Origin of the sequence: Arthrospiribacter ruber (genome assembly GCF_019343195.1) — a bacterium.
GTDB classification, from domain to species: Bacteria; Bacteroidota; Bacteroidia; order Cytophagales; family Cyclobacteriaceae; genus Arthrospiribacter; species Arthrospiribacter ruber.
Map to the genome: position 1 here is coordinate 475,337 of NZ_RPHB01000004.1, position 21,851 is coordinate 497,187.

General features: G+C 33.0%; 16 protein-coding genes. 1 reads left to right on the plus strand and 15 read right to left on the minus strand.

Annotation, left to right across the window (positions count from 1 at the left end):
• Positions 1 to 2: 2 nt before the first annotated feature.
• From EGN73_RS10850 to EGN73_RS10915, 14 genes are all read right to left on the minus strand, one after another.
• Complete coding sequence (locus EGN73_RS10850) at positions 3 to 932, minus strand: polysaccharide deacetylase family protein (protein WP_219289381.1); 930 nt, start codon at positions 930 to 932, stop codon at positions 3 to 5.
• Positions 933 to 942: 10 nt separating this feature from the next.
• Positions 943 to 2,229 (minus strand): NAD(P)H-dependent oxidoreductase, encoded by a 1,287-nt coding sequence (locus EGN73_RS10855; RefSeq protein WP_219289385.1) that lies wholly within the window; start codon positions 2,227 to 2,229, stop codon positions 943 to 945.
• An 81-nt stretch (positions 2,230 to 2,310) separates the two neighbouring features.
• Positions 2,311 to 2,847 carry a dTDP-4-dehydrorhamnose 3,5-epimerase gene (gene rfbC, locus EGN73_RS10860; RefSeq protein ID WP_219289387.1) on the minus strand — a complete coding sequence of 179 codons (537 nt, stop codon included), beginning with the start codon at positions 2,845 to 2,847 and terminating at the stop codon, positions 2,311 to 2,313.
• Complete coding sequence (locus EGN73_RS10865) at positions 2,847 to 4,106, minus strand: UDP-glucose dehydrogenase family protein (RefSeq protein WP_219289390.1); 1,260 nt, start codon at positions 4,104 to 4,106, stop codon at positions 2,847 to 2,849. Before EGN73_RS10865 ends, rfbC begins: the two co-directional genes overlap by 1 nt.
• Positions 4,103 to 5,206 (minus strand): NAD-dependent epimerase/dehydratase family protein, encoded by a 1,104-nt coding sequence (locus tag EGN73_RS10870; RefSeq protein WP_219289393.1) that lies wholly within the window; start codon positions 5,204 to 5,206, stop codon positions 4,103 to 4,105. The genes EGN73_RS10865 and EGN73_RS10870 overlap by 4 nt, the downstream gene beginning before the upstream one ends.
• Positions 5,203 to 7,071 (minus strand): asparagine synthase (glutamine-hydrolyzing), encoded by a 1,869-nt coding sequence (gene asnB / locus EGN73_RS10875; RefSeq protein WP_219289396.1) that lies wholly within the window; start codon positions 7,069 to 7,071, stop codon positions 5,203 to 5,205. The genes EGN73_RS10870 and asnB overlap by 4 nt, the downstream gene beginning before the upstream one ends.
• 206 nt (positions 7,072 to 7,277) lie before the next feature.
• The gene (locus EGN73_RS10880) at positions 7,278 to 8,471 is read right to left on the minus strand and encodes a hypothetical protein (RefSeq protein ID WP_219289399.1); all 1,194 of its coding nucleotides are present in this window, start codon (positions 8,469 to 8,471) and stop codon (positions 7,278 to 7,280) included.
• Positions 8,461 to 9,555: a glycosyltransferase family 4 protein gene (locus EGN73_RS10885; RefSeq protein WP_219289402.1), complete on the minus strand. Its 1,095-nt coding sequence runs from the start codon at positions 9,553 to 9,555 to the stop codon at positions 8,461 to 8,463. The genes EGN73_RS10880 and EGN73_RS10885 overlap by 11 nt, the downstream gene beginning before the upstream one ends.
• Before the next feature lie 36 nt (positions 9,556 to 9,591).
• Positions 9,592 to 10,665 carry a glycosyltransferase gene (locus tag EGN73_RS10890; RefSeq protein WP_219289405.1) on the minus strand — a complete coding sequence of 358 codons (1,074 nt, stop codon included), beginning with the start codon at positions 10,663 to 10,665 and terminating at the stop codon, positions 9,592 to 9,594.
• Between the two features lie 67 nt (positions 10,666 to 10,732).
• Positions 10,733 to 11,755 carry a glycosyltransferase family 2 protein gene (locus tag EGN73_RS10895; RefSeq protein ID WP_219289408.1) on the minus strand — a complete coding sequence of 341 codons (1,023 nt, stop codon included), beginning with the start codon at positions 11,753 to 11,755 and terminating at the stop codon, positions 10,733 to 10,735.
• A gap of 2 nt (positions 11,756 to 11,757) precedes the next feature.
• Positions 11,758 to 12,789, minus strand: a complete 1,032-nt coding sequence (locus EGN73_RS10900) for a hypothetical protein (RefSeq protein ID WP_219289411.1) — start codon at positions 12,787 to 12,789, stop codon at positions 11,758 to 11,760.
• 212 nt (positions 12,790 to 13,001) lie between these two features.
• A complete protein-coding gene (locus EGN73_RS10905; RefSeq protein WP_219289414.1) occupies positions 13,002 to 14,408 on the minus strand; it encodes an oligosaccharide flippase family protein in 1,407 nt (468 codons plus the stop codon).
• Between the two features lie 2 nt (positions 14,409 to 14,410).
• Complete coding sequence (locus EGN73_RS10910) at positions 14,411 to 15,301, minus strand: beta-1,6-N-acetylglucosaminyltransferase (RefSeq protein WP_219289416.1); 891 nt, start codon at positions 15,299 to 15,301, stop codon at positions 14,411 to 14,413.
• A gap of 78 nt (positions 15,302 to 15,379) precedes the next feature.
• Complete coding sequence (locus tag EGN73_RS10915; RefSeq protein ID WP_219289418.1) at positions 15,380 to 16,564, minus strand: Ig-like domain-containing protein; 1,185 nt, start codon at positions 16,562 to 16,564, stop codon at positions 15,380 to 15,382.
• Between the two features lie 636 nt (positions 16,565 to 17,200).
• Here EGN73_RS10915 and EGN73_RS10920 point away from each other — a divergent pair.
• Positions 17,201 to 18,295 (plus strand): hypothetical protein, encoded by a 1,095-nt coding sequence (locus EGN73_RS10920; RefSeq protein WP_219289420.1) that lies wholly within the window; start codon positions 17,201 to 17,203, stop codon positions 18,293 to 18,295.
• 64 nt (positions 18,296 to 18,359) lie between these two features.
• Here the strand turns inward: EGN73_RS10920 and EGN73_RS10925 are convergent.
• Positions 18,360 to 21,851 (minus strand): Ig-like domain-containing protein (locus EGN73_RS10925; RefSeq protein ID WP_219289422.1); only part of this gene is annotated, 3,492 nt, incomplete at its 5' end.

Below are 21,851 nucleotides of genomic sequence, written 5' to 3' on the forward strand. Positions count from 1 at the left end.
AATCAAATTTTTAGACTTTTTACCTTTTTATAAACCTTCCAGTTAATAAGATTTATATCATTTTTGTAGATACTTTTATAAACTTCTAGAGATGTAAAATATTTAAAGTCATCGGCTCTCCATTTGGTACCCCAATAAGGTTGTGTACCAGTAATGGACCACATCTCATCATCTTCGTAAGAAGTATGAATTAAAAGAACATTAAATCCCTTTCCTATGCCATTCAATAATTCTTCATAGTGCCTAGCCATACCTAATTTATCAAATTTTGATTCTGAAGCAATAAAAAGATTATCAATCAACCCTATTTTATCAATATCGAGATATTTTAGATATTTTTCATTACTGATTTTTTTGAAATTTTCTTTCGTAAGCATTGGCAGAATATTATACTCCTGAGCCAACTTTACATATAAAAAAATGAGGTCGGATGAACCCCTAAATAAGCAACTCATATGTGCATCCAAGTGTGAAGGTCTAAGTCCACTATTTAATACATACTCAATTTGAGCCCTAATCTCTATTTCAATCTCCGAAATATCTGCATTTTCTAAAAATGATGCACAGTCAGGATACATTTTCCCATTTTTATCTAAAATACTGGAAATCAAATGACTCTCTGCCACCCCACCCCATTTATAATTTTCCCATTCGCTGGTAAACGTCAGATGAATTCCAATATCAAGGTCTCTATTTTCTTTCCATAAGTCAATGGCTTCATCTCTTTTAGGACATGGCACCATCAGGCTAGCTGATGTTACCAAGCCCTCTCTCATGGCCTCAATAGTTGCTCTATTGTGGGAATCAGATAATCCAAAGTCATCTGTGTGAATAATCAGAAATTTTTCTGGCAAAAAAACATTGATCAGGTTAAAGGCAATTAGGATCAATATTGTAAGAGAAAGTCCAATTATCAGTTTATTATTATTCATTTATTAATTATTAAAGTGAGAGCTTTAATTGTTCAATCATCAATTTATCAATGAGTCTTCCTTTAGGAACAACCACATCATCATAAGTCAAAACACTATCTTTCTTAACCGGCTTAGTCACAACACAGCCTTCTGCAAGTCCCATATTAAGAAGGTTTGAAGATCGGACTTCATTGTGATTATCACAAAGCCCATAGGTTTTAAATCCTCCTATCCCATCGATTGTATCTCCTGGGTTAAGGTCTGTTTTTGCTGTAGCGACAACGTCGACATATGGTTTGTCTAGAGGAATGATCACAGGATCATCAAAATCTATTAATCTGGATATGGAGCTTGCAATATCAAAAAACAGCAAATGATATGGCACATAAAAGCTATATAATGGTCCTTTTCCCAACTTTCCATAATCAAGGTACTTAATGGAATATGGATCCTCTGTGGTAGCATATACAAAAACTCCTGGTGAGGGTTTTGCCCCAATAATAAATTCTACGATTCCACCCCATGCTTTAAGTTGATCAAAATCATAAAGGTGTGTGAGGTTGTCAATATGGTCGTTAGACTCATATGCCAACATTCCTCTTTTAGCGACGCACATTCCAGTTGCATTTGCAATGCAGGATTGTTCAAAAGCGACTTTTGTTCCATCAGCGAAATTGGTAGCCATTTCAGGGGCCATCCCCCAAGATTCTGCAAAACCCTTTTGTGTGGCGGGTGTCCGGTAATAATCCAACATACCCTTCACATTTCCACATATTAGCGGATCAAAGCCCATTCCTTTTACATAACGGTAAAGGTTCATAGTAACACCTGGCTGATCTCCATCTCCTAGGGCATATTTGACATTTGAATCCTTTGCCTTCTTCAAGAGGATTGGACCTAAGGTAGAATCCAATTCTGCATTGAAAGACAATACATGTTTTCCATGTGCAAATGCCTCTAAAATTATTTTGGCACCAAAATCAATTGCACCGGTAGACTCCACAACAACCTCTACTTTGTCGAGATTCAAAAATGTATGCACATGCCCTGTTATCACACTTTTCCCATCTGCAATTGCCTGATTGGCTTTTATAATGTTATCTGTAATAAGATAATTTGTGAGGCCTAGTGCATCATAAACTTTTTTAGCCCTTTCGGGAGTCCTGTTATATGTAGCTGAAACAACCATCCCTGGGGTATATTTTTCTATCTGATTGATCATACCTTTGGCCATTTCTCCAGCTCCTATCATTCCTACCCTAATGGGATTATTCAGGCTTTGTCTTTTCTTTAGTGCTGTATCTATTATTATCATAGTTTTTTGATGTCTTTTTTTAAAGTTGATTAATTAGCAAAAAAGCTATCTATGCATCCTAATGCTATTTTAGTATTTAGCCTAAAATGGAGAGTCATAATTCTTAAAACTAGGCATTAAGCTGTCTTTATCCGAAATTATCAGATCCATATCAGGCCATTGAATACCACAAGAATCCCACCTTATGCCAGCATCACATTCAGGAGAATAAACAGTGGTAGATCTATTGAGGAAGACAGAATTATCTTCGAGTGCAACAAAGCCATGAGCAAAGCCCTCAGGGACAAGCAGCATCTTAGGCTCCTTTGAATCCAAAATCAAACTGAAATGATCAGCATAAGTGGGAGATTTCTTTCTGAGATCAACTACCACATCATAAATACTACCCGCGACACAAGTAACACATTTGGAATGCTGCATAGGTGGAGTTTGAAAATGTAGTCCGCGAAGAACACCCTTAGTTGAAACAGAAAAATATTCTTCCTTAAAACTCAGATCTAACCCAAGACCTTTAAATATATCTTGATGATAGATTTTTGTAAGGCTTCCTCTTTTATCTCTAAAAGTCTTTGGATGTAGAATAAAGCATCCCTCCAAATTAGTTTCTTGCAGTTCCATTATAGAAAATATCTAAAATCGTAAAGGGTCTTGTTTGAAAATAATTGTTCGTTTTCTTTAAATTCTTTCCAACCAGTAAGCAAAAGCAATACTTCTGATGATTCCACTAAGCTTTTTAAAGTCTCCTCATATTGGATTTTAAGATCACCATTGTACTTTTTGAATTCCTTAACAGCTACAGGATCGTAGGCAAGTATATTTTTGTAACCTCTGGTCACCAGATCTTCAATTATCTCTTTAGGTGGGGCTAATCTTACATCATCAGAGTCAGGTTTAAATGACAATCCCAGTATTCCTATTTTTACATCAGATTTATGTTCCTTGACTACCTTATCTACTAAATAGCTTTTAATGGATCTATTTATTTCCAAATTAGATTTCAAAATTGGAGGCGAAAATCCATTTTTTTCAGATATTTTTATCAACGCAGCAGTGTCTTTTGGTAAGCAATAGCCTCCATATCCACATCCTGGATATACATAATTTTTCATCCCAGCAGGATTTCCATACCATCTTTTATCTTCATGCAATACTCTAAAGGCCTTCTTTATATCTATTTCCCCAATACTTCCTGCAACCATTGACATTTCATTGGCATAACTGATCATTGTGGATAATAGCGTATTAGAAAGATATTTGATAAATTCAGAGGTGTTGTAATTCACATAGTGGATTGGGGCATTAAATGGATTATACAATGTTTCCAAGATATTTTTCGAAGCCTCGCTCTCTACTCCAATTACAATCCTGTCAGGATTAATAAAATCTTCCCAGCAATATCCCTCTCTAAGGAACTCAGGATTAGAAGCAAAACCAATATTTCTTTCCCCATTCTTTTGTTCCAATATCTTTTTGACAAATGGAATTACCTCCTCAGATACAGTAGAAGGGGGCACTGTGGATTTTGTTATTAGGACCTGGAACTTTTTGGTAGGCACTGCCAATATCTGTTCTATCGCTTTAAAAATATAAGTCAAATCAGCGCTTCCATCTTCTTTTTCAGGTGTGCCTACACAAAGAAATATAGCATCACTTTGCATTATGGCCTCATTAAAGTCAGAATCCAGAAAAAAAGTCTTTTGGTCTGTTTCTTCCAATATTTCCTTCAAATGCGGTTCATGAAAGGGAATGACATGTTTCTTCAGGCTTTGAAGCCTCTCGGCATTGACATCAAAACCATATGTAGTGAAACCCTTTTTCGCGAAGCCAAGACCTGTGGTAAGGCCAACAAATCCCAATCCCAAAACTGAAACTTTCATAATCTACCCTCATTTAAATTCAAAAATGTTAAAAATCTTTTCACTCCTTCATTGACCAAAATATCAGGGGAATAACCTAATAATTCCTTGGCTTTACTGATATCTGGACACCTTCTATTTGGATTATCTGTCAAATATTCAGAATCATCAGAAGTTTGAAAAATTGCCTTTCCTTTGTAATTGTAAACCTCTTTTGCTGATTCAATAAATAGGTTGGCAAATTCCTTCACTGATATTTCCGGATTATCTATACCTATATTAAAGACATCAAGCTTCCCATGACATAACACTTTAAGGTATCCCGTGATTGCATCACTTATATAACAAAAAGTCCTAGTGGGTTTTCCATCTGAATACATGATGAGATCCCTTCCTTCATGTACACATTTAGCAAAGTCGGCAGGAAGTCTTTTATCATTAATATTCATACCAGGCCCATAATTATTGAAGGGCCTTGCAATGGAAATTGGCATGTTGTATTTTTCATGGAACACATAACACAGAGTTTCCCCGAACCTTTTTGCCTCATCGTAACAAGCCCGTGGCCCCATCGTGGATACATTTCCCCTGTAAGTTTCAGCCGTTGGTATATATTCTGGAAAAGGATCTCCATAAATCTCACTACTGGAAAAAAACAAGAAACCCTTAATTGGTTTATTGCAATAAAAATCCAGAAGCCTCCTTAACCCTGTGATATTGGCATCTATAGTTTCAAGTGGATATATCCTATAAAATGTCGGAGAAGCTATTGATGCTCCATGAATGATCAGATCAGCATTTTCAATTCCCTTAATCTGGTTTGGATCATCCTTGATCACATCAAAGGTATGTAAAGAAATTTTCGGGTTTTCTTTAGCTAATTTTTCAAGCCAGTCCTTTGTCCCAGTAAGAAAGTTATCCAACCCGATTATTTGCTTAATATGCAGCTCTTCTGAATACCTATTCAGAAAATGCATAAAATAGTAGCCAAGAAAGCCTCCACAGCCTGTCAACAAGACCGTAGCATTATTGAATTTTGATTTCTCCTCTTTATCCAGTTTTTCAAAAATATAATTTAAATCCTCTTTTAGAATTTGGTTCATGTCATCTAATTTTTTCATCTACTTTTAAGTTTATGAGGTTTGGTTTGATGTATTTCTAAAAAGAAATAAATTCCCAATAATAGGAATATTTGTTTTTCTTTGGGAAATTTATTTTGATGTTGATCGATTAGTTTATTTACTTCATTTAAATTAAAAAAATCAGAGAAAATAGCATTTGGATTTAGTAAAATACTTTTAATCAGTTCAGGGTTTTCCCTGAACCAAAGGCTAGTAGGTGATCTGAAATCTCTTTTCTTTCTATTGATAATCTTGTTTGGTAAAATTCTATCAGCATAGGCTTTATGGATGATTTTTGTTTTACCCAAACCAAGTCTTTTGGAATAATCCAAGGATTCAATAAAATTCACAAGTTCTAAATCCAAAATAGGGACTCTACACTCCAAGGCAAAGTTCATCGTGATCTTATCAGTGTAATTTAAAAGGTCATCTGACAGATTCATCCTTGTATCCAAAGCCATCATCCTTTCTACTGGATGTTGTTTAGACTTACAGCCAAGAACTTTGTAATAATACTCGAAAGAGTCTGAATAATTGATCCCTTTAACACCAATAAGCTTCTCTATTTCAGATTCATTGAAAACTTGATAATTGGTTAGAAACCTCTGAATTTCATTTTCTATTCCGATTGTGGCTATTCCCCTACTGATTCTATCATTTTTAAAATTGAAAGAGCCGAAAATATTTTTAGTCAACTTCTGAATTGGCATAGGTATCCTATCTAAAATTAATTCAGACTGATATCGTGGATAGCCTCCTAATGGTTCATCTGCACCTTGTCCTGTTAAGACTACTTTCACATGTTCTGATGCCAATTCAGAAAGGAAATACATTGGAATCATGGAGCTTGTAGCTAAAGGTTCTTCAACAATTTCAATGCATTTTTTGAAAATCTGTAAAAAATCGGAAAATGAAATTTTTCTGAATTGATGTTCTAATCCTAAAATTCTTGCTGTTTCGGCGGCATCTTCTATTTCGTCCTCGCTATGCTCACCCTCAAAACCAATTGTAAAAGCTTTCAAGGGTTCATTTGAATACTTCTGAGCTACAGCTGCAACCAAAGCTGAGTCTATTCCCCCACTAAGTAAAATCCCAATAGGGACATCTGAAAGCAATTGTCTTTCTACCCCTTTTTCGAATTTAAAACCATATTCTGAAACACTATCTTCAAAAGAAATCTTCTTAGTTGAGGGCAACTGTTTTGCGAAAAAAAATTCTTTGAAGGATATATTCTTTTCATTTAGATCAAACTCCATCAAATGACCTGGTTTCAGCTTTCTAACACCTTTGAACAAAGTATCCGGTGAAGGATTATATCTCAATTTAAGCAATTTTGCTAAAGAAGTAGAATCGACCTGTACTTCTGGAATATTAGATTTGATTGGCCTAATTTCAGACGAGAAGATAACAGAATTCTCTTTTTGGTTTAAACTATAGTATAGCGGTTTGATCCCAAGGGGATCCCTAAAAAGGCTTAAGATGTTTTTTGTTAAGTCTAAAAAAGCAACTGCAAAAATCCCGTTAAGATCTCTTATCCCTGAAATTCCATTTTCAATTAAATAATATAAAATCGTTTCAGTATCAGAATGACCTTTAAAAGAATATTTGGTAAGTCTTTTCTTCAGCTCCAAATGGTTATATATTTCTCCATTAAAGATGATAATATAATTTCCGCATTCTGACTTCATTGGCTGATGACCAGCTGGTGAAAGGTCCTGTATTGAAAGTCTCCTTTGGGCCAAAATCACCTGATGCTGGTGTAATTGAAAATTTTCAATTCCAAAGTCATCAGGTCCTCGATGCTTGATGAGATCTAGCTCTTCAATATCAAAATCAATATTAATTGCCCCTAATATTCCACACATATAAATTCATATTCATTGATTGAAAATAGTTTAATAAAGCAAAATTTTAACCTATCCTAAAATAAAATTTTATAAGTATTCCAACTGTTTTGCAAAGCGATTAAATATCATAAACATGATTCGGAGAACTATCACAATTTATAGCATCAATAATACATCGCAATTATAAGTGATTGGATAAGAGCAATATTTAAATATTATGTTTATCAAGTTGACAATGAATATAAAAAAGGCATGACGGCCCATCTCAATGTATTTTTATTTATTGGGTTGCCTAAAATATTAATAGCCGAGAAAATTTCCTTGTCGCTCTTCACAAATACTTCAAAAATTCTATCCTGGAGACTTTCAGCTACATCATTATCTACTAATAATTTTGAAAGCGCTAAAACCTCTGCATTATCATATAGATCAAACTTGATTAAAGATAATTTATTCGTTTTTGAAAATCGTTTAAACAAACCAATTTTTTCTTCGAAAAAGTGATTTTTCAAATATTCATAACCACTTTGTATTATTAGATCTGAATCTTGTAAACAACCTAAATTTCTTTGGGCTTTAAATACATTTTTCAAAATTATACATGAATGAAAACAATCGATAAAAGAATTGGATTCCAAAGGAGCATAAAACCAAGCCCCATTATCAAGTTGTTTTTTCTTAATAAAATTATAGAATTTTTGAATTTTAGCGTTCAAATATTCTCCCTTTTCTGGAAAATATTTTAAAAATATACTATATGCATACAAAGTGTAGGATACCGCATTGCTAATTGGCCTATCTTTGAAAGGACCATATGAAATAGCCATACTATCTTTATCTTCACAAAGAATTTTTAAATCGTTTTCATAAAATTCAAAACAACTTATAATGACGTGATCATACCTACTTTCATTTGTAATTTCTTTATACATATCAAAGGCCTCTAATGCATAAGGAGTATGGGTTGAATGAGGCGTGTTAGAATCATATATTACTCCTTTATAAACAGCCCATTTGAACCCTAAACCCCAGCAATACCCAGAGTATCCTTTACTGCTATTTTCAACAAGCCAATCAAGATGTTCTCTTGCTGAGATTAGGTACTTATCATTTTTTGAAGAATTATAAGTATTTAACAATACTTGAGCGGCCAAGGCTCTAACAATAGGGTACTCTTGTTTACTGTAGCCTAATCTTAGTCCATTATTTAATAAATGATCATATAATGTCATAGCTAAAGCAGGTCCACCTGCTAAAAGCTTACTTCGATTAAACCAGTCTTTCACATATACGCCTAATCCAGTTTTCCAAATGTCATAAGGGTCGAAGGTGCTTAAATCCTGTTTAGTACAATAAAATTCTACTAATTCATGATATTTGAAACCATTACCTAAATCGCTAATTACTTTATTTCTCATAGACTTTATTACAAAAATCGATTAATTTCTTTCTGCCAACATCAGGAGTTAAATTGTTAAATGCATAAGCAAAATTATTTGTAGAAATAGCTTCATACAATTCACTGTTATTAATAATATTTATAATATTATCAATGTATCCATCAATATCATCCGAATCAACTAAAAACCCGTTGACTCCTTCTTGAATTATATCTGGAATTCCTCCTTTAGGAGAACTTATTATAGGAAGACCATATGCCATACCTTCTATAATAACTAATGGCATTCCTTCTCCATAAGATGAGGGGAAAACAAATAAATGGCTTCTTTCAAATAAAATATGTTTATCTAAGCCTTCCACATGCCCTGGAAAAATCACATTCTGAATTTTATTCTCTTTAATATACTCTTTAATTTCTGACAAAATTTCACCATCTCCCGCAACAGTTAATTGAACATTAATCCCATTATTTTTTTCCTTTAAACCTTGGAATATTTTAACAACCTCTAAAGCACCTTTATTTTCTTCAATTCTAGACATAAACAATATGCGAACTTCATTTTGGATCTTTTTCGGAGAAAAGCTTTTTTCATAATCAATGAATCCACTATTTGCCACATTTTGAAAAAGCAAAAATTCAGAATTCATCTTCAATCCCAAATCGCGGATTTTATTTTTAAAAACTGTACCTAGAATTATAGTTCCATCAGCTCTACCAAATGAAATCTTAAAAAGAAATCTCATAAATGTGGAATTCTTGATTACATATTCAGTTTCCTCTTCCCATCCATGCCAAAAAACAATTAATTTCTTCTTTCTTAATTTCGCTATTATTGCAAATATTGAATCCCTTAAAAATGAATTAAAAGTCAAAGACGGGTTTATTAATATAGTATCCGCCATATCAATTACTTTAAAGAACTTAGTATACTTAAAAATCAATCTTTTCACCTTTCCTAACCTTGTAAAGTTGGCTTCATCAAAGTAAATTGGAAAATATTGAGCTAAGCCTTGATTTTGAAAATCTAAACTCGAATAGAGTACAGCAACACCGCCTGGAAGATAAAGATTTGGTACAGTTATTAAGATCCTATTGTTCATTTACTTTAAATCGTTAAAAATTATTTTAACAAAAAACTATTTGTGATGAATTTTTTCCAAGTAAGGCTTAAGTATGTTTTGTGAAATATTTTCCCATAAATGGTCTTCAAATTCTTTACTAATCATTTTTGGATTAAATTTTTCCCTTTCGGCATACAACCTTACTAGTCCAGATCTGACAGATTCTGGTGTATCTTTAATCAAAACTCCATTACTTTCGTTAATTAGTTTGGCATTTTCTTTCGTACTTGTAGCTAACACTACTAAACCAGAAAGTAAATATTCATAAGTTTTTGTAGGAGGTTGATTTTCAAAATAAGGAGTAATTGGGATAAAGCTAACTCCGATATTAGCTTTATTAAAATACATGCCAAGTTCATCATTTTGAACATATCCAGTTGTTGTTATATGTTCGGCTAAACCATTCGTATAAATATATTTTTTTATGCTTTCTAATTCATTCCCGTAACCACTTCCCACTATAACAAAACTGACATCTTTTCTATTATTTAAAGGAAGAGACATTAAAAATGAATGAAATCCTTTGACAAAATCTAAAATATTCCGATTACTCAATGTCCCGACATACAATAAATTGAATCCAGTAATTTGCTTAGATTTACTTGAAAAGCGTTCTCCTCCTAAGGGGAGCAATTGATATTTTCTTAAACCAATCTTCTTGGCTATATTCTCTCCTACTAAAGTGATATTTTCAAAAAATAAAGTTTCCAACTTCAATATTTTATCTAAGAATCGATTGATAAAATTAGATTTTTCAACAGACAATGTTCTTATGTCCAGAATAATATTACTTTTTCTATCAAGAATTTTCAATATTGAACAACCTACAAAGTATAAAATAAAAATAAAATCAAATTTATTTTTCTTATTTTCTAAAATTACTGTCCTTAAAAGAGTAAAAAGTGTAAAGGGCTTAAAAATATTTTTAGATACATAAATAACTTCAACATTTTCAATATTTTTTTTTTTTAATCCCTGATCTAAACAGATGTATGTAATCTCCAATTCTTCTTTTAAATAAAACGCATATTTAAAAGTATCAATGTGATAGCCAAATTGCTCTTTTGAAATAATTAATAATTTTTTCATTTTTGGCTCAGTAAAAGAGAATAATATTTGATTGACCTATTGAAGCACTTATCTAAAATCATATTTTTCAAAATTTATCATATTTAACAATACACCTTGTTAGTAATTTGAGCAATAAAATTGATTCAATATTTTTTAATGAACTTACATTTTTCATGAAAAAAGCAAATACTGTAAAACCGATTTTCGATGATTTTTTACTTACGAAATAAAACATATTATCAATCATAATGCTAAAACTATCATGATTGTAAATATTCATTTCCATATTCTTCTTCTTTAAAAAAACCAACCATTCATAGACTTCTTGATATTCAGAGTAATCGTCAATCAAATGGTTTGAAGCAATTTTATAATGAACATTAAAATTTCTATCGTCATTAATAATACCAAGTTTATCGAAAACTTTAGTATAAATGATTTTATAGAAAGATTTCTTTTTACTTTCTTGACTCTCGTATTCCTTCATAATGCTTGTTTCCGAAGCTCTATAGTAATACAATGGTTCTGGTATATTATGAATTGGAAAATGAAAACTGGCATCTAAATAAAAATTGTAATCTTCGGCAATTGCCAAACGCGTATCATAATTCAAATTTGCCTTTCTAATAAAACTCAATCTAAACATTGCTGTTGCATTCCAAACAGATGGAGAAAATATGAGGGTTGTTTTAACTACTTCTGGATCATTTGGTGATTTCGCAATTGCCTGCTTTCCATCTCCAAATCGCCATAACCAAGTTCCGCAAATTCCTACTTCAGAATTGCTTTCCAAATAATCAATTTGCTTTTGAAATTTATCCTTATGAATTATGTCATCACAGTCCATCCAAACAAGGTATTTCCCCTTTGCTTGATTTAATCCTAGGTTTCTAACGAAAGCTATCCCCTTATTTTCATTATTTCTAATTATTCTAATCCTAGAGTCATTTATTCCTTCAATTATTTTTAAGGATTGATCAGATGACCCATCATCAATAATTAGCAATTCAAAATTTTTAAAACTTTGAATTAATACACTAGATATAGCGTCTTTTAAATATCTTTCCCCATTATAAACTGGCATTACAACAGTTAAATCTTTACTCATATCTATATATATTCAGTAATTTTCAATTTCATCTTAGTTGAAATTTTTTTCAATAACTTCTTTTTTTCTTCATGCTCTATTCCTTTTTGAAATAAGTAAAGCGCCAAAATTGTAGAAATAATATAATGATAATAGTATACTGAATACCAAGTAACACTGGTGAAAAGAATATACCATAAATAGTACTTGGCATAGCTAAAGGATTCAGAAAGCTTGATTGTAAAACTTTTTACCCAAATAATCACAAAGCCCAATACTGCAAATACCCCAAACATAGCATAGACTGCAATTATTCCAACATCAGAAAGGAAATAACCTTTTTCATCAGCTAATCTCTCATTAAATTTTCCTACTGATGAAATACCCCAATAAGGTGCTCCACTACCAAATATTTTACTGGCATCATTTGGTGCATAATCTTCTAAAAAATACTTAGCAGCTAATACCCTAATATAATTCTTTCCAAGTTTGGCATCATTTTTACCAGCTTCCAAAACACCTTTTATCGAATCTATTTCCAAATTCACAAGGATTGACCCCACTAAAAAAACCACGAAAATTAATGCGTATTTAATAATCGGTTTTCCATTGGCCATAAAATGATATAAATAAACCAGTAGCATTCCTGCAATAAATTGCCTTGTCACCTGCATAATTGGAATAACAATTCCTAAAATTAAAATCAACACCCAAAACCAAACATAGGTTTTTGTTGTAGTAACTTTTGTCAATGCAATAAAAACCGCTAATATAAAAATTCCAGCCCCTGGGAAAATTATTCTTATAACTCCCCTATCCTCAGACCACTCATCACCATATAAAGGTTTTCCGAACAAAACCATTCCTTGATTTGCATATTGGAAGAAAAAAAGAACAACATACAATAAGCCATAGATGATTATAATCCTTTCAACCGTTTTTACCTTAAAATTATTCCCAACTAGGTAAAAGTAGAAGGGCCATGCTAAATATTGACTAGTTTCTAACAGACTGTGAATAATACTTTGTCCCCATGATAAATAAGCCATTACCATAGAGAAAGAAATTGAAAAAAAAACGAGATATATAGGTGTGTCAAAAGTAGTTTTACGAGTCTTAAACCAAAACATAAAAGAAAGAAATACAGAAATCCAAATGAATAATATAAAGATATAATTCGATGCAGACGGCGGTATGAAAGTAGCGTCAAAAAATTTTAAACTAATCAGAATAAAAATGAATAAATAAATTAAATACAATTTGCCTTTCATTTTATAACTTTTAAAACCACTTCCTTTCCTAAAGTAATAGATGAAACAATTAAAATTAATGGTATCGAAATTGCAATCTTTAAAATAAGGCTAAAATCTGAAGCAATAAAATAAGAAAACAAGAATAAAAATATTAAAATAATCCACATAACTAGAACTTTGCGAACTACTATATTAACCGCTTTTTTAAACACATACCAGATATAAAATTGATATATCGCAAAAGTAACCAAGTAAGCCAAAGACATCCCAAAAGCACCATAATAACTACCGTAGAAAATTATTGGCGTAGAAATTATTGAATTTATAAGCCCTAACTGAAAAATTTTCTTTTCATTATTTGTTGCTCCTAATACAGTTCCAATCAAACTGTCAATTGAACTTAGAAGTAAAAACCAAATCTGAATCTGACAAACAATTACAGCTGGCAGGTATTCAGATGAAAACAAAAGAGTTAAAATCTCTTGAGCAAACATCGTAAATAAAAAAGCAAGAACACCGCCTAAAAGCATATAGTATTTAAATCCTTCTTTAATAATTTTCTTAAACTTAATATTATTTGATACCCACATCGCAGAAAGATTTGGGAAGATAGCAATCAGAGCTATATCCAAGACCATAGAAATTGGACCCGTGAATTTTTCTGATAAATTGAAAAATCCCACCTCTTCTATATTAGAATTAATATCTAGAAAATTATTTGAAAATTTTCTATAGGGTAGCATTACACATGTCAAAGCGAAATATGGCCAACTCTCTTTAAGCAAAGTGACAGAAGAATCAAAAAAGTTATCAACCTTCCCTATGAGCATCCCAAACTTCTTTAAAACTACATAATATGTTATGTTCTTTCCGAGATTTGTGATTAGGTAAAAAATCATCAAACTTGGAACACTTAAATAAGCTGGTGGCATTATAAAAACTATTGCGAACCAAACTACACTAAAAACTAAATTGATTATTGATGTAGGTAACATTCTCTGATACCCGATAAATACAATTTCGTAGAGTTTTCCTATACAGGTAATAACAGAAAATCCAAAAAGATAAAAAAGCTCTTCATTGGATAACTCACCTAATACAATATTATATATTATATAAATCCCACTGACTATAATTAAAGCAAAGAGACGGATATATATTCCATTAACTACAAGATCATTTGTACTCTCCTTGTCTCGAGATATTGTTCTAACAACAATTGTTTGTATACCTAAATCTGCAATAGTGACCAATAGTGCTCCTTGAGCGATAATGAAAGTATACAAACCATAATCATCAGGTTGTAGTATTTTGGTAATCTTTAAAACAGTAATCAAACTTAAAAGTTGAGAAACAATGGTTCCCAGAGTGAGATATGAAAAATTTTTAAAAACTTTATTCGATAAAATACCTTTCAACATACTTAAGGCTTTATTTCAAGGAAGTTTAATATATCTAATCGAACCTGATCAGAAACTCCTGGAACTATCTTTCTTGCTGTCAATTTCTCCGAGTTTAGTAATTTAGGTAAGTCTGACGAATCAAGATTTGCAGGACTATTCCCATTTCTAAACTCCCAATCAATATAGTTTAAATGATCATTTACCACAAAGTCTCTGAATTCAGAATTTATAATAATGGTTTGAAAAAAAGCCTCTTCCGGACAATGGGAATATTGAAAAGCCTTAATAAATTTAGGATTCTGATTTATGTAATTTAAGCAAAATTCTAAACATTTGGATGTCAAAGAAAACCAACAAGAACCCCCATATAGATTTGGGATTTTTTTTAAAATATTCCGATTAACACCAATAAAATCCTGAAAATTCAATAACTTATTAATCATGACTTTTCCAATTTTAGTTTTGGCGTTAAAAAAATCATATAAATTATATAAATTAAACCTATATAACCCCCCTCTAAACCATTTATCAGATTCCAAGGGGAAATGCTCAATAAACTCCCTTCCATTATTTTGATTAAAAAAATCAATAAAAAAACTATTGGATTTAATAGGTAAATTAGACTCACTTGTAGTATGTATGTAACTAAACCCTCCATAGTTCAGCGCTTTTTCAACTAGAAAAATTATTGTCTTTAAGAAGTTAAAACCGCCCCAATTCACTGTATATTCCGAACCAATATAAACTACATTCTCATTTTTGGATTTAATTTTCCGGATCCTATCAGGTTCAATGTTACATTTTTTATCAATATGAACAAAGTAATAGAAACGATGGTCATATATTTTAAAAAAATCTTCAATACGTTCTAAATTATTGTGAACAATAAATAAAATAGCATGCTTTTCCATCAAATAATTGATTTTATGTGGATAATGTTAAATAATGCAGTTGAACAAAATAAGGACTGTTAGAAAGTGGTTCGCTTTTTATTTGACAATAAGTTTCACTGATTCTGAAAATTTTTCATCTCCATTAGAAAAATATGCCTTAACTCTTAAATAAACCAGCCCCTTATTAACTGGAGTCCAATTAAATGTAAAAGGTGCTTGATCATTAGTCCCAATTAATTTATCTCCCTCATACAACTCAAATTTATTTACAGAAGCTATAGGATGAAAAAAATCTGGGGAAATTTTTGTTGAATTACCTATCTGAACTTCAGAATTAATTGCCGGAGACATGATGAAAACTGAAACGTCACTTTTTTGTATAGTCACTCTGACCAATCCTGATTCTTTAGAATTTGCCTCATAGGTGATTCTATTTTTACTTTGTTCTCCATCATTTGGTAAATTAATACTCACATCATCAATGTAAAATGAAGTACTATTTGGAAATGTCTTGTCCGCATAAGCATTTATACTAAAGTGATTTGTATCAACCTCTGGTCTTAATGTGTTTATCAATCCTGTATCAATAATAAGTAGATCATCTTGCCAAAGAAGAATCCTTCCTGTCTGGTCACGTTTTTGAATGATTCTAAACTGAATTTTAACCCACTTTTGGGTAGGGATATTAACTCCAGCTGGTGCTTCCCATACCTTGTTAGATGTACCTCCCCAAAATCTTTGTAAGTCACCAAATGTCAAATAGTTTGCTCCTTTTGAGCCTGCTCCCCCTCTAACTCCCAATCCTACTACAAAATGAGGGTCATTCCTTTGATCAGGGCCTGTACCTGGTCCACCGGCAGCATATTTTACACCTTTAATTTGCATCATGTTAAACCAATCATTATTTGGATCAAGATCGATTCTATGGGGAAAATAAACAAAGAATGTATAAATAAGATCTTCATGTATCCCTATTTCTTTCCACCTGTAATTTCTAGTTCCATGTGTATTTCCTGACGTGGTATTAATGGATAGTTTTAATGACCTACTTCCGGATTTAGCTTGCTCTGTAGACACCGCACTATTTCCAGTTCCGCTGTTAAATTCGCCTCCTCCTCCATCAGATGTCCATTCACTTTGATTTCCAGTTTCATGTCCGGCAAACCATAATTGAGTACCCAAATTATTGGAATAAACCTCTTGGGCAATTAAGCTAGTACTGGATAAAATAAGGCTAATCAATAAAGCAAGAAACGTAATGCAAATTGAATATTTGCTCATTTTGAATAAATATAAGATTTTTAAATACAGATTTTGGGTGAATTAGGTGTTAATTCCTAAAAGCATTCAAAAATAACATATTTAATAAGTAATTCATAATCAATATATTGACTTACATAGAGTTATTTTTATTTAAGTATTTCAAACAAATTTAATTGGACAACAATACCATAAATAAGAATTATGTCCCAAAAAAAAGAATTGAATTTATAGCTTCGCCCTTTCAGTCCCAGTACAAGCCGTTACTTAAATATTAAATAAACTCTATAAAAGATACATTTGAGCATACAAACATAGTTTAAATTTATTGAAAATCATTTTAATATATTTAAAATTCTTTTTTTTGTATTTAAAAAAAATCTCATAGTGCCAAGTTATTTAAATTTATCTTTTATTTTTGAAATTTTAGATTTAAACCGAAGAATTTAAACATTAGTTAATTCTTTAAAATTTCTTATAAAACTCAAAATGAACTAATAATTTTGATGTAGATTATTAATTAATTAATATTTTTATTTCATAATATTTTTTTCAAATTATTTTTATTGTATTTCAAATAATCTTTTTTGTATTTTGATATAATATTTTCATATTTACTACATATATTTGTCATACCCCAAAACCCACTATACGAAGATGAAGTCAAATATCACTTCCATTTTAATTTCACTTTTTCTTGTTCTTTCACTATTAAATAGTTGTATCGAAAACAATGAAAATGAAGTTGCAGAACCCAAACTAGAACAAGTCAATCCTTGGCAAAATTTTAGTAACTTGAAATTAGAGGTTTACAATGCAAAACAAACTCCTTCGGGTTGGATAATCGTTGGAAGAAACGGTTTTTTTAGAGGAAATGATTTAGAAAATCTTAAAGACCTTATTCCCTTTCAAGATTTCCAAACAAGATTGGGAAGATACAGGGTTCCCATATCGTCTCACTTTTTAGCTACCAGAACTGAATCTGAAGTATTCTTACACGGATTTCACCAACCGAATCAATCAGATCCAATCAAGCTTTCTAATTTTGATCCTAACTTTATCGGTTTTGAAGATATTCCATTTTGGCAGGGAGAAATGATGGGATTAACTGAAGAAGGTGTATTACTTTTTTCTTACAGGACTGCAGAAAATAATATCGCGAATGACAGCCCTTCCTTCTTTTTAGTAAATACAGAAAATAATAATGGTAAAATCGAGATAAAATCTACTAAAATAATTGATTATCCTTTTATTACATGGTTTGACAACAATTACAGCATAGAAAGTTTCAATGAGTTTTTTCTAGTACAGGTAAGTGGTACTACTTTTAAAATTAAGTTAAATGGAGAAGTCAACAAGCATGTTGATTTACCTTCTAGATCAATTATTAATGGAAATCAGTTAATAACAATTGCAACAGATATGAGGAAAGGTGAACTTTCTGTGTTTACCTCAGGTATAGGGTCTGATAATGTAAATAAAATTTCTTCCAAAGAAGTATCTGTCCGTTATTTAGGAGCAAATTATGAGTTGATTGGAGATAGATTAATTGGTTTTAAAAATGACGAAATATTTGAATTGAATTTTGAATCTGGATTAAACATAAAACCTCTCAACAATTCCAATTTGAAAGGAAATACAATTACTTCAATCAAGCTTTTTGATAACGATAAAATTTTGATCACTTCTATGTGTGATAAGTCTCCTTCTTCATGTGGAGTATTTATTACGGACTTAGACAATTTAAAATAGGCAAAAAAAGAGGCTAAATCGAATTTAGCCTCTTTTTTATATTTTTTTATTCACCAAAAGTAAATTATCTCCTCTTTATAAACCTCTTACTTTCAATCTGCCTGTTTTTGTAAAATAGGTTCATCATATAAACACCATTTTTCAGATTACTTATATCAAGAGTACTGACTTTACCTTCTTGTGTGAAAGAATAAATGTCATGCACAACTCCGTTCATAGATACAATTTGAACGGTGAAGTCATATTGTTCATCTTGACCAAGATTTTCGAAAATAAGGTTCAAATACTCACTTGCAGGGTTTGGTCCAATTTTGATTTCAAGCAAAATATCAGGCATATCAATTCCTTCAAGCCTTTTTGGTATTACCCTTACTGTCACTTCTTCTGAATAGTAAACTTGACCTTTTGAATTCTTTGATTTACCTCTTGCGACAAATTTATATTCCCCTACCGGAAGCTCCTCAATTTTTACTGAATAAGGTTGCTCATCTAGTTGCTCAAGAAGTTCATCATTCATATAAACATCAATCAAGTCAATCATTTGGCTTAAATCATTGGTCTCAACCTGCAATTCAAAAGAATCACCCTCCACAACTTCTTTTTTAGAGGCCTTAATCCTAATGTTTCCGCTATTTCTCGGAGATACAGAAATTCTTATTGGAAGGGATAATTCACTACTGCCATCTTTATACACCAATCGTGCTACCAAATTGTATTGACCTTGGCTTACATTTTCCCAAACAAAAGAGTATGGTTCAGTAGTAGACTCCCCGATTTTCTGGTTTCCTCTAAAGAATTCAACTTTATTAATTTCTTTTACTTCAATTGGTAATTCTACTCGGATTAAAATATCAGAACCTGCCACAAATACAGCATCTCTTATCGGGTCAATAATCCTGAAAGTCCTTTGAGCTTCTATAATTTGGATAAAGCGCGGTTCTGAAATACTAATTTCCTTATTATCAATGTCATAAGCTACTGCAATTAACTCTACTTTTCCTGTCATTCCAGCCAGCCAGTCAAAATTGTATGGGTCTTCATTAGAAACTCCAATCAATGTGCCATTGGCATAGAATTCCACTTTATTCACTAGAGACAGGTCTCCCTCAAACATTATTATCAAAGGAACCAAAGTGCCATGTGTAAATTCTTGATTATCCCCCGGAGACACAAACATTACATTTACTTTAGTAGAATCAGAACCTTCCTCATCTTGCTCCTTTGGCTCTCCTTCTTTAACTACTATTGAAATTGGTACAGAAACAGTACTTGCTCCTTTGTCGTCAAATGCTTTGGCTGTAAGAATGTAAGTGCCTGGAATTGTATTTGTCCACGAAATAAAGAAAGGATCTTCATAAGAAACTCCAATCAAATTACCATTCGCATAGAACTCAACATAATCTATATACCCATCTGAATCAAATGCTTCAGCAAGAATCTGTATTGGTGTATCAACAATAAACTCTTCATTATCAAAAGGTGAAAGCAACCTAACTTCAGGAGCAAAATTATTTTCAACTCTTATTCTTAAGATTTCACTCGTAGCTGTTTGGCCTTCGATATCTGTGACAGTTGCCCTGATATTCTGATTGCCCAAGTTCATAGCTCTCCAAAGAAGACTATGGGTTTCAGTTTCTCCGGTACCAATTAATATATTGTTTCTGAAATATTCTACTTTTTCAATTTGTGATTGCCCTTCTATTTCTACTTCAAATTGAATGTTTGTATTCCTTGCAAAAACTTCATTTTGAGCAGGTGATACAATTTTAATCGCCAAAGGCTTTACTGATTCAAAAACAGTTACGGTAACGGTTTGAGAGTTGGAAGATGCACCGTCATTGTCCGTGGCAAGCGCTCTGATCTCAAAGGTTCCTGCCTCATCAGCAGTCCAGTTGATGCTGTATGGTGCTTGGGTTGTGGTTCCAATTGAGCTTCCGTTTACAAAGAACTCCACTTTTACCACTTCCCCGTCTTCGTCAAAAGCATCGGCAGTGATGGTAACGGTGCTACCAGCTTCGATTTCAGTTCCTGTTGAAGGAGCTGTGATGGATACTTTAGGAAGGATGTTTTCAGGAGTTTCAAAAACAGTAACAGTAACAATTTCAGAGTTGGCAGATGCACCCTCATTGTCCGTGGCAACTGCTCTGATGTCAAAGGTTCCTGCTTCGTCTGCTGTCCAGTTGATGCTGTAAGGTGCTTGGGCTGTGGTTCCAATTGAGCTTCCGTTTACAAAGAACTCCACTTTTACCACTTCCCCGTCTTCGTCAGAAGCATCGGCAGTGATGCTGATGGTCTCTCCAGCTTCGATCTCAGTTCCCTGAGCCGGAGCTGTGATGGATACTGTCGGAAGGATGTTTTCAGGAGTTTCAAAAACGGTTACAGATACCGTTTCAGAATTTGCAGAAGCGCCTTCATTGTCCGTGGCAACTGCTCTGATCTCAAATGTTCCTGCTTCGTCTGCTGTCCAGTTGATGCTGTAAGGTGCTTGGGCTGTGGTTCCAATTGAGCTTCCGTTTACAAAGAACTCCACTTTTACCACTTCCCCGTCTTCGTCAGAAGCATCGGCAGTGATGCTGATGGTCTCTCCGGCTTCGATCTCAGTTCCCTGAGCCGGAGCTGTGATGGATACTGTCGGAAGGATGTTTTCAGGAGTTTCAAAAACGGTTACAGATACCGTTTCAGAATTTGCAGAAGCTCCATCATTGTCTGTTGCTGTTGCTCTGATCTCAAATGTTCCTGCTTCGTCTGCTGTCCAGTTGATGCTGTAAGGTGCTTGGGTTGCAGAACCTATTGAAGTTCCGTTAACAAAGAACTCGACTTTTACCACTTCCCCATCTTCATCAGAAGCATCGGCAGTGATGCTGATGGTCTGACCGGCTTCAATTTCAGTACCGGCTGCCGGAGCAGTGATGCTTACCAATGGAAGTATATTTTCAGGAGTTTCAAAAACGGTTACAGATACCGTTTCAGAATTTGCAGATGCACCCTCATTGTCAGTGGCAACCGCTCTGATCTCAAAGGTTCCTGTCTCATCAGCAGTCCAGTTGATGCTGTACGGAGCTTCGTTTGAAATACCTATGGAGCTGCCGTTAACAAAGAACTCTACTTTTACCACTTCCCCGTCTTCGTCAGAAGCATCGGCAGTGATGCTGATGGTCTCTCCGGCTTCGATTTCAGTTCCTGTTGAAGGAGCTGTGATGGATACTGTAGGAAGTATATTTTCAGGAGTTTCAAAAACGGTTACAGATACCGTTTCAGAATTTGCAGAAGCGCCTTCATTGTCCGTGGCAACTGCTCTGATGTAAAAGGTTCCTGCTTCGTCTGCTGTCCAGCTGATGCTGTAAGGTGCTTGGGTTACAGAACCTATTGAAGTTCCGTTAACAAAGAACTCCACTTTTACCACTTCTCCGTCCTCATCAGAAGCATCGGCAGTGATGCTGATGGTCTGACCGGCTTCAATTTCAGTACCGGCTGCCGGAGCAGTGATGCTTACCAATGGAAGTATATTTTCAGGAGTTTCAAAAACGGTTACAGATACCGTTTCAGAATTTGCAGA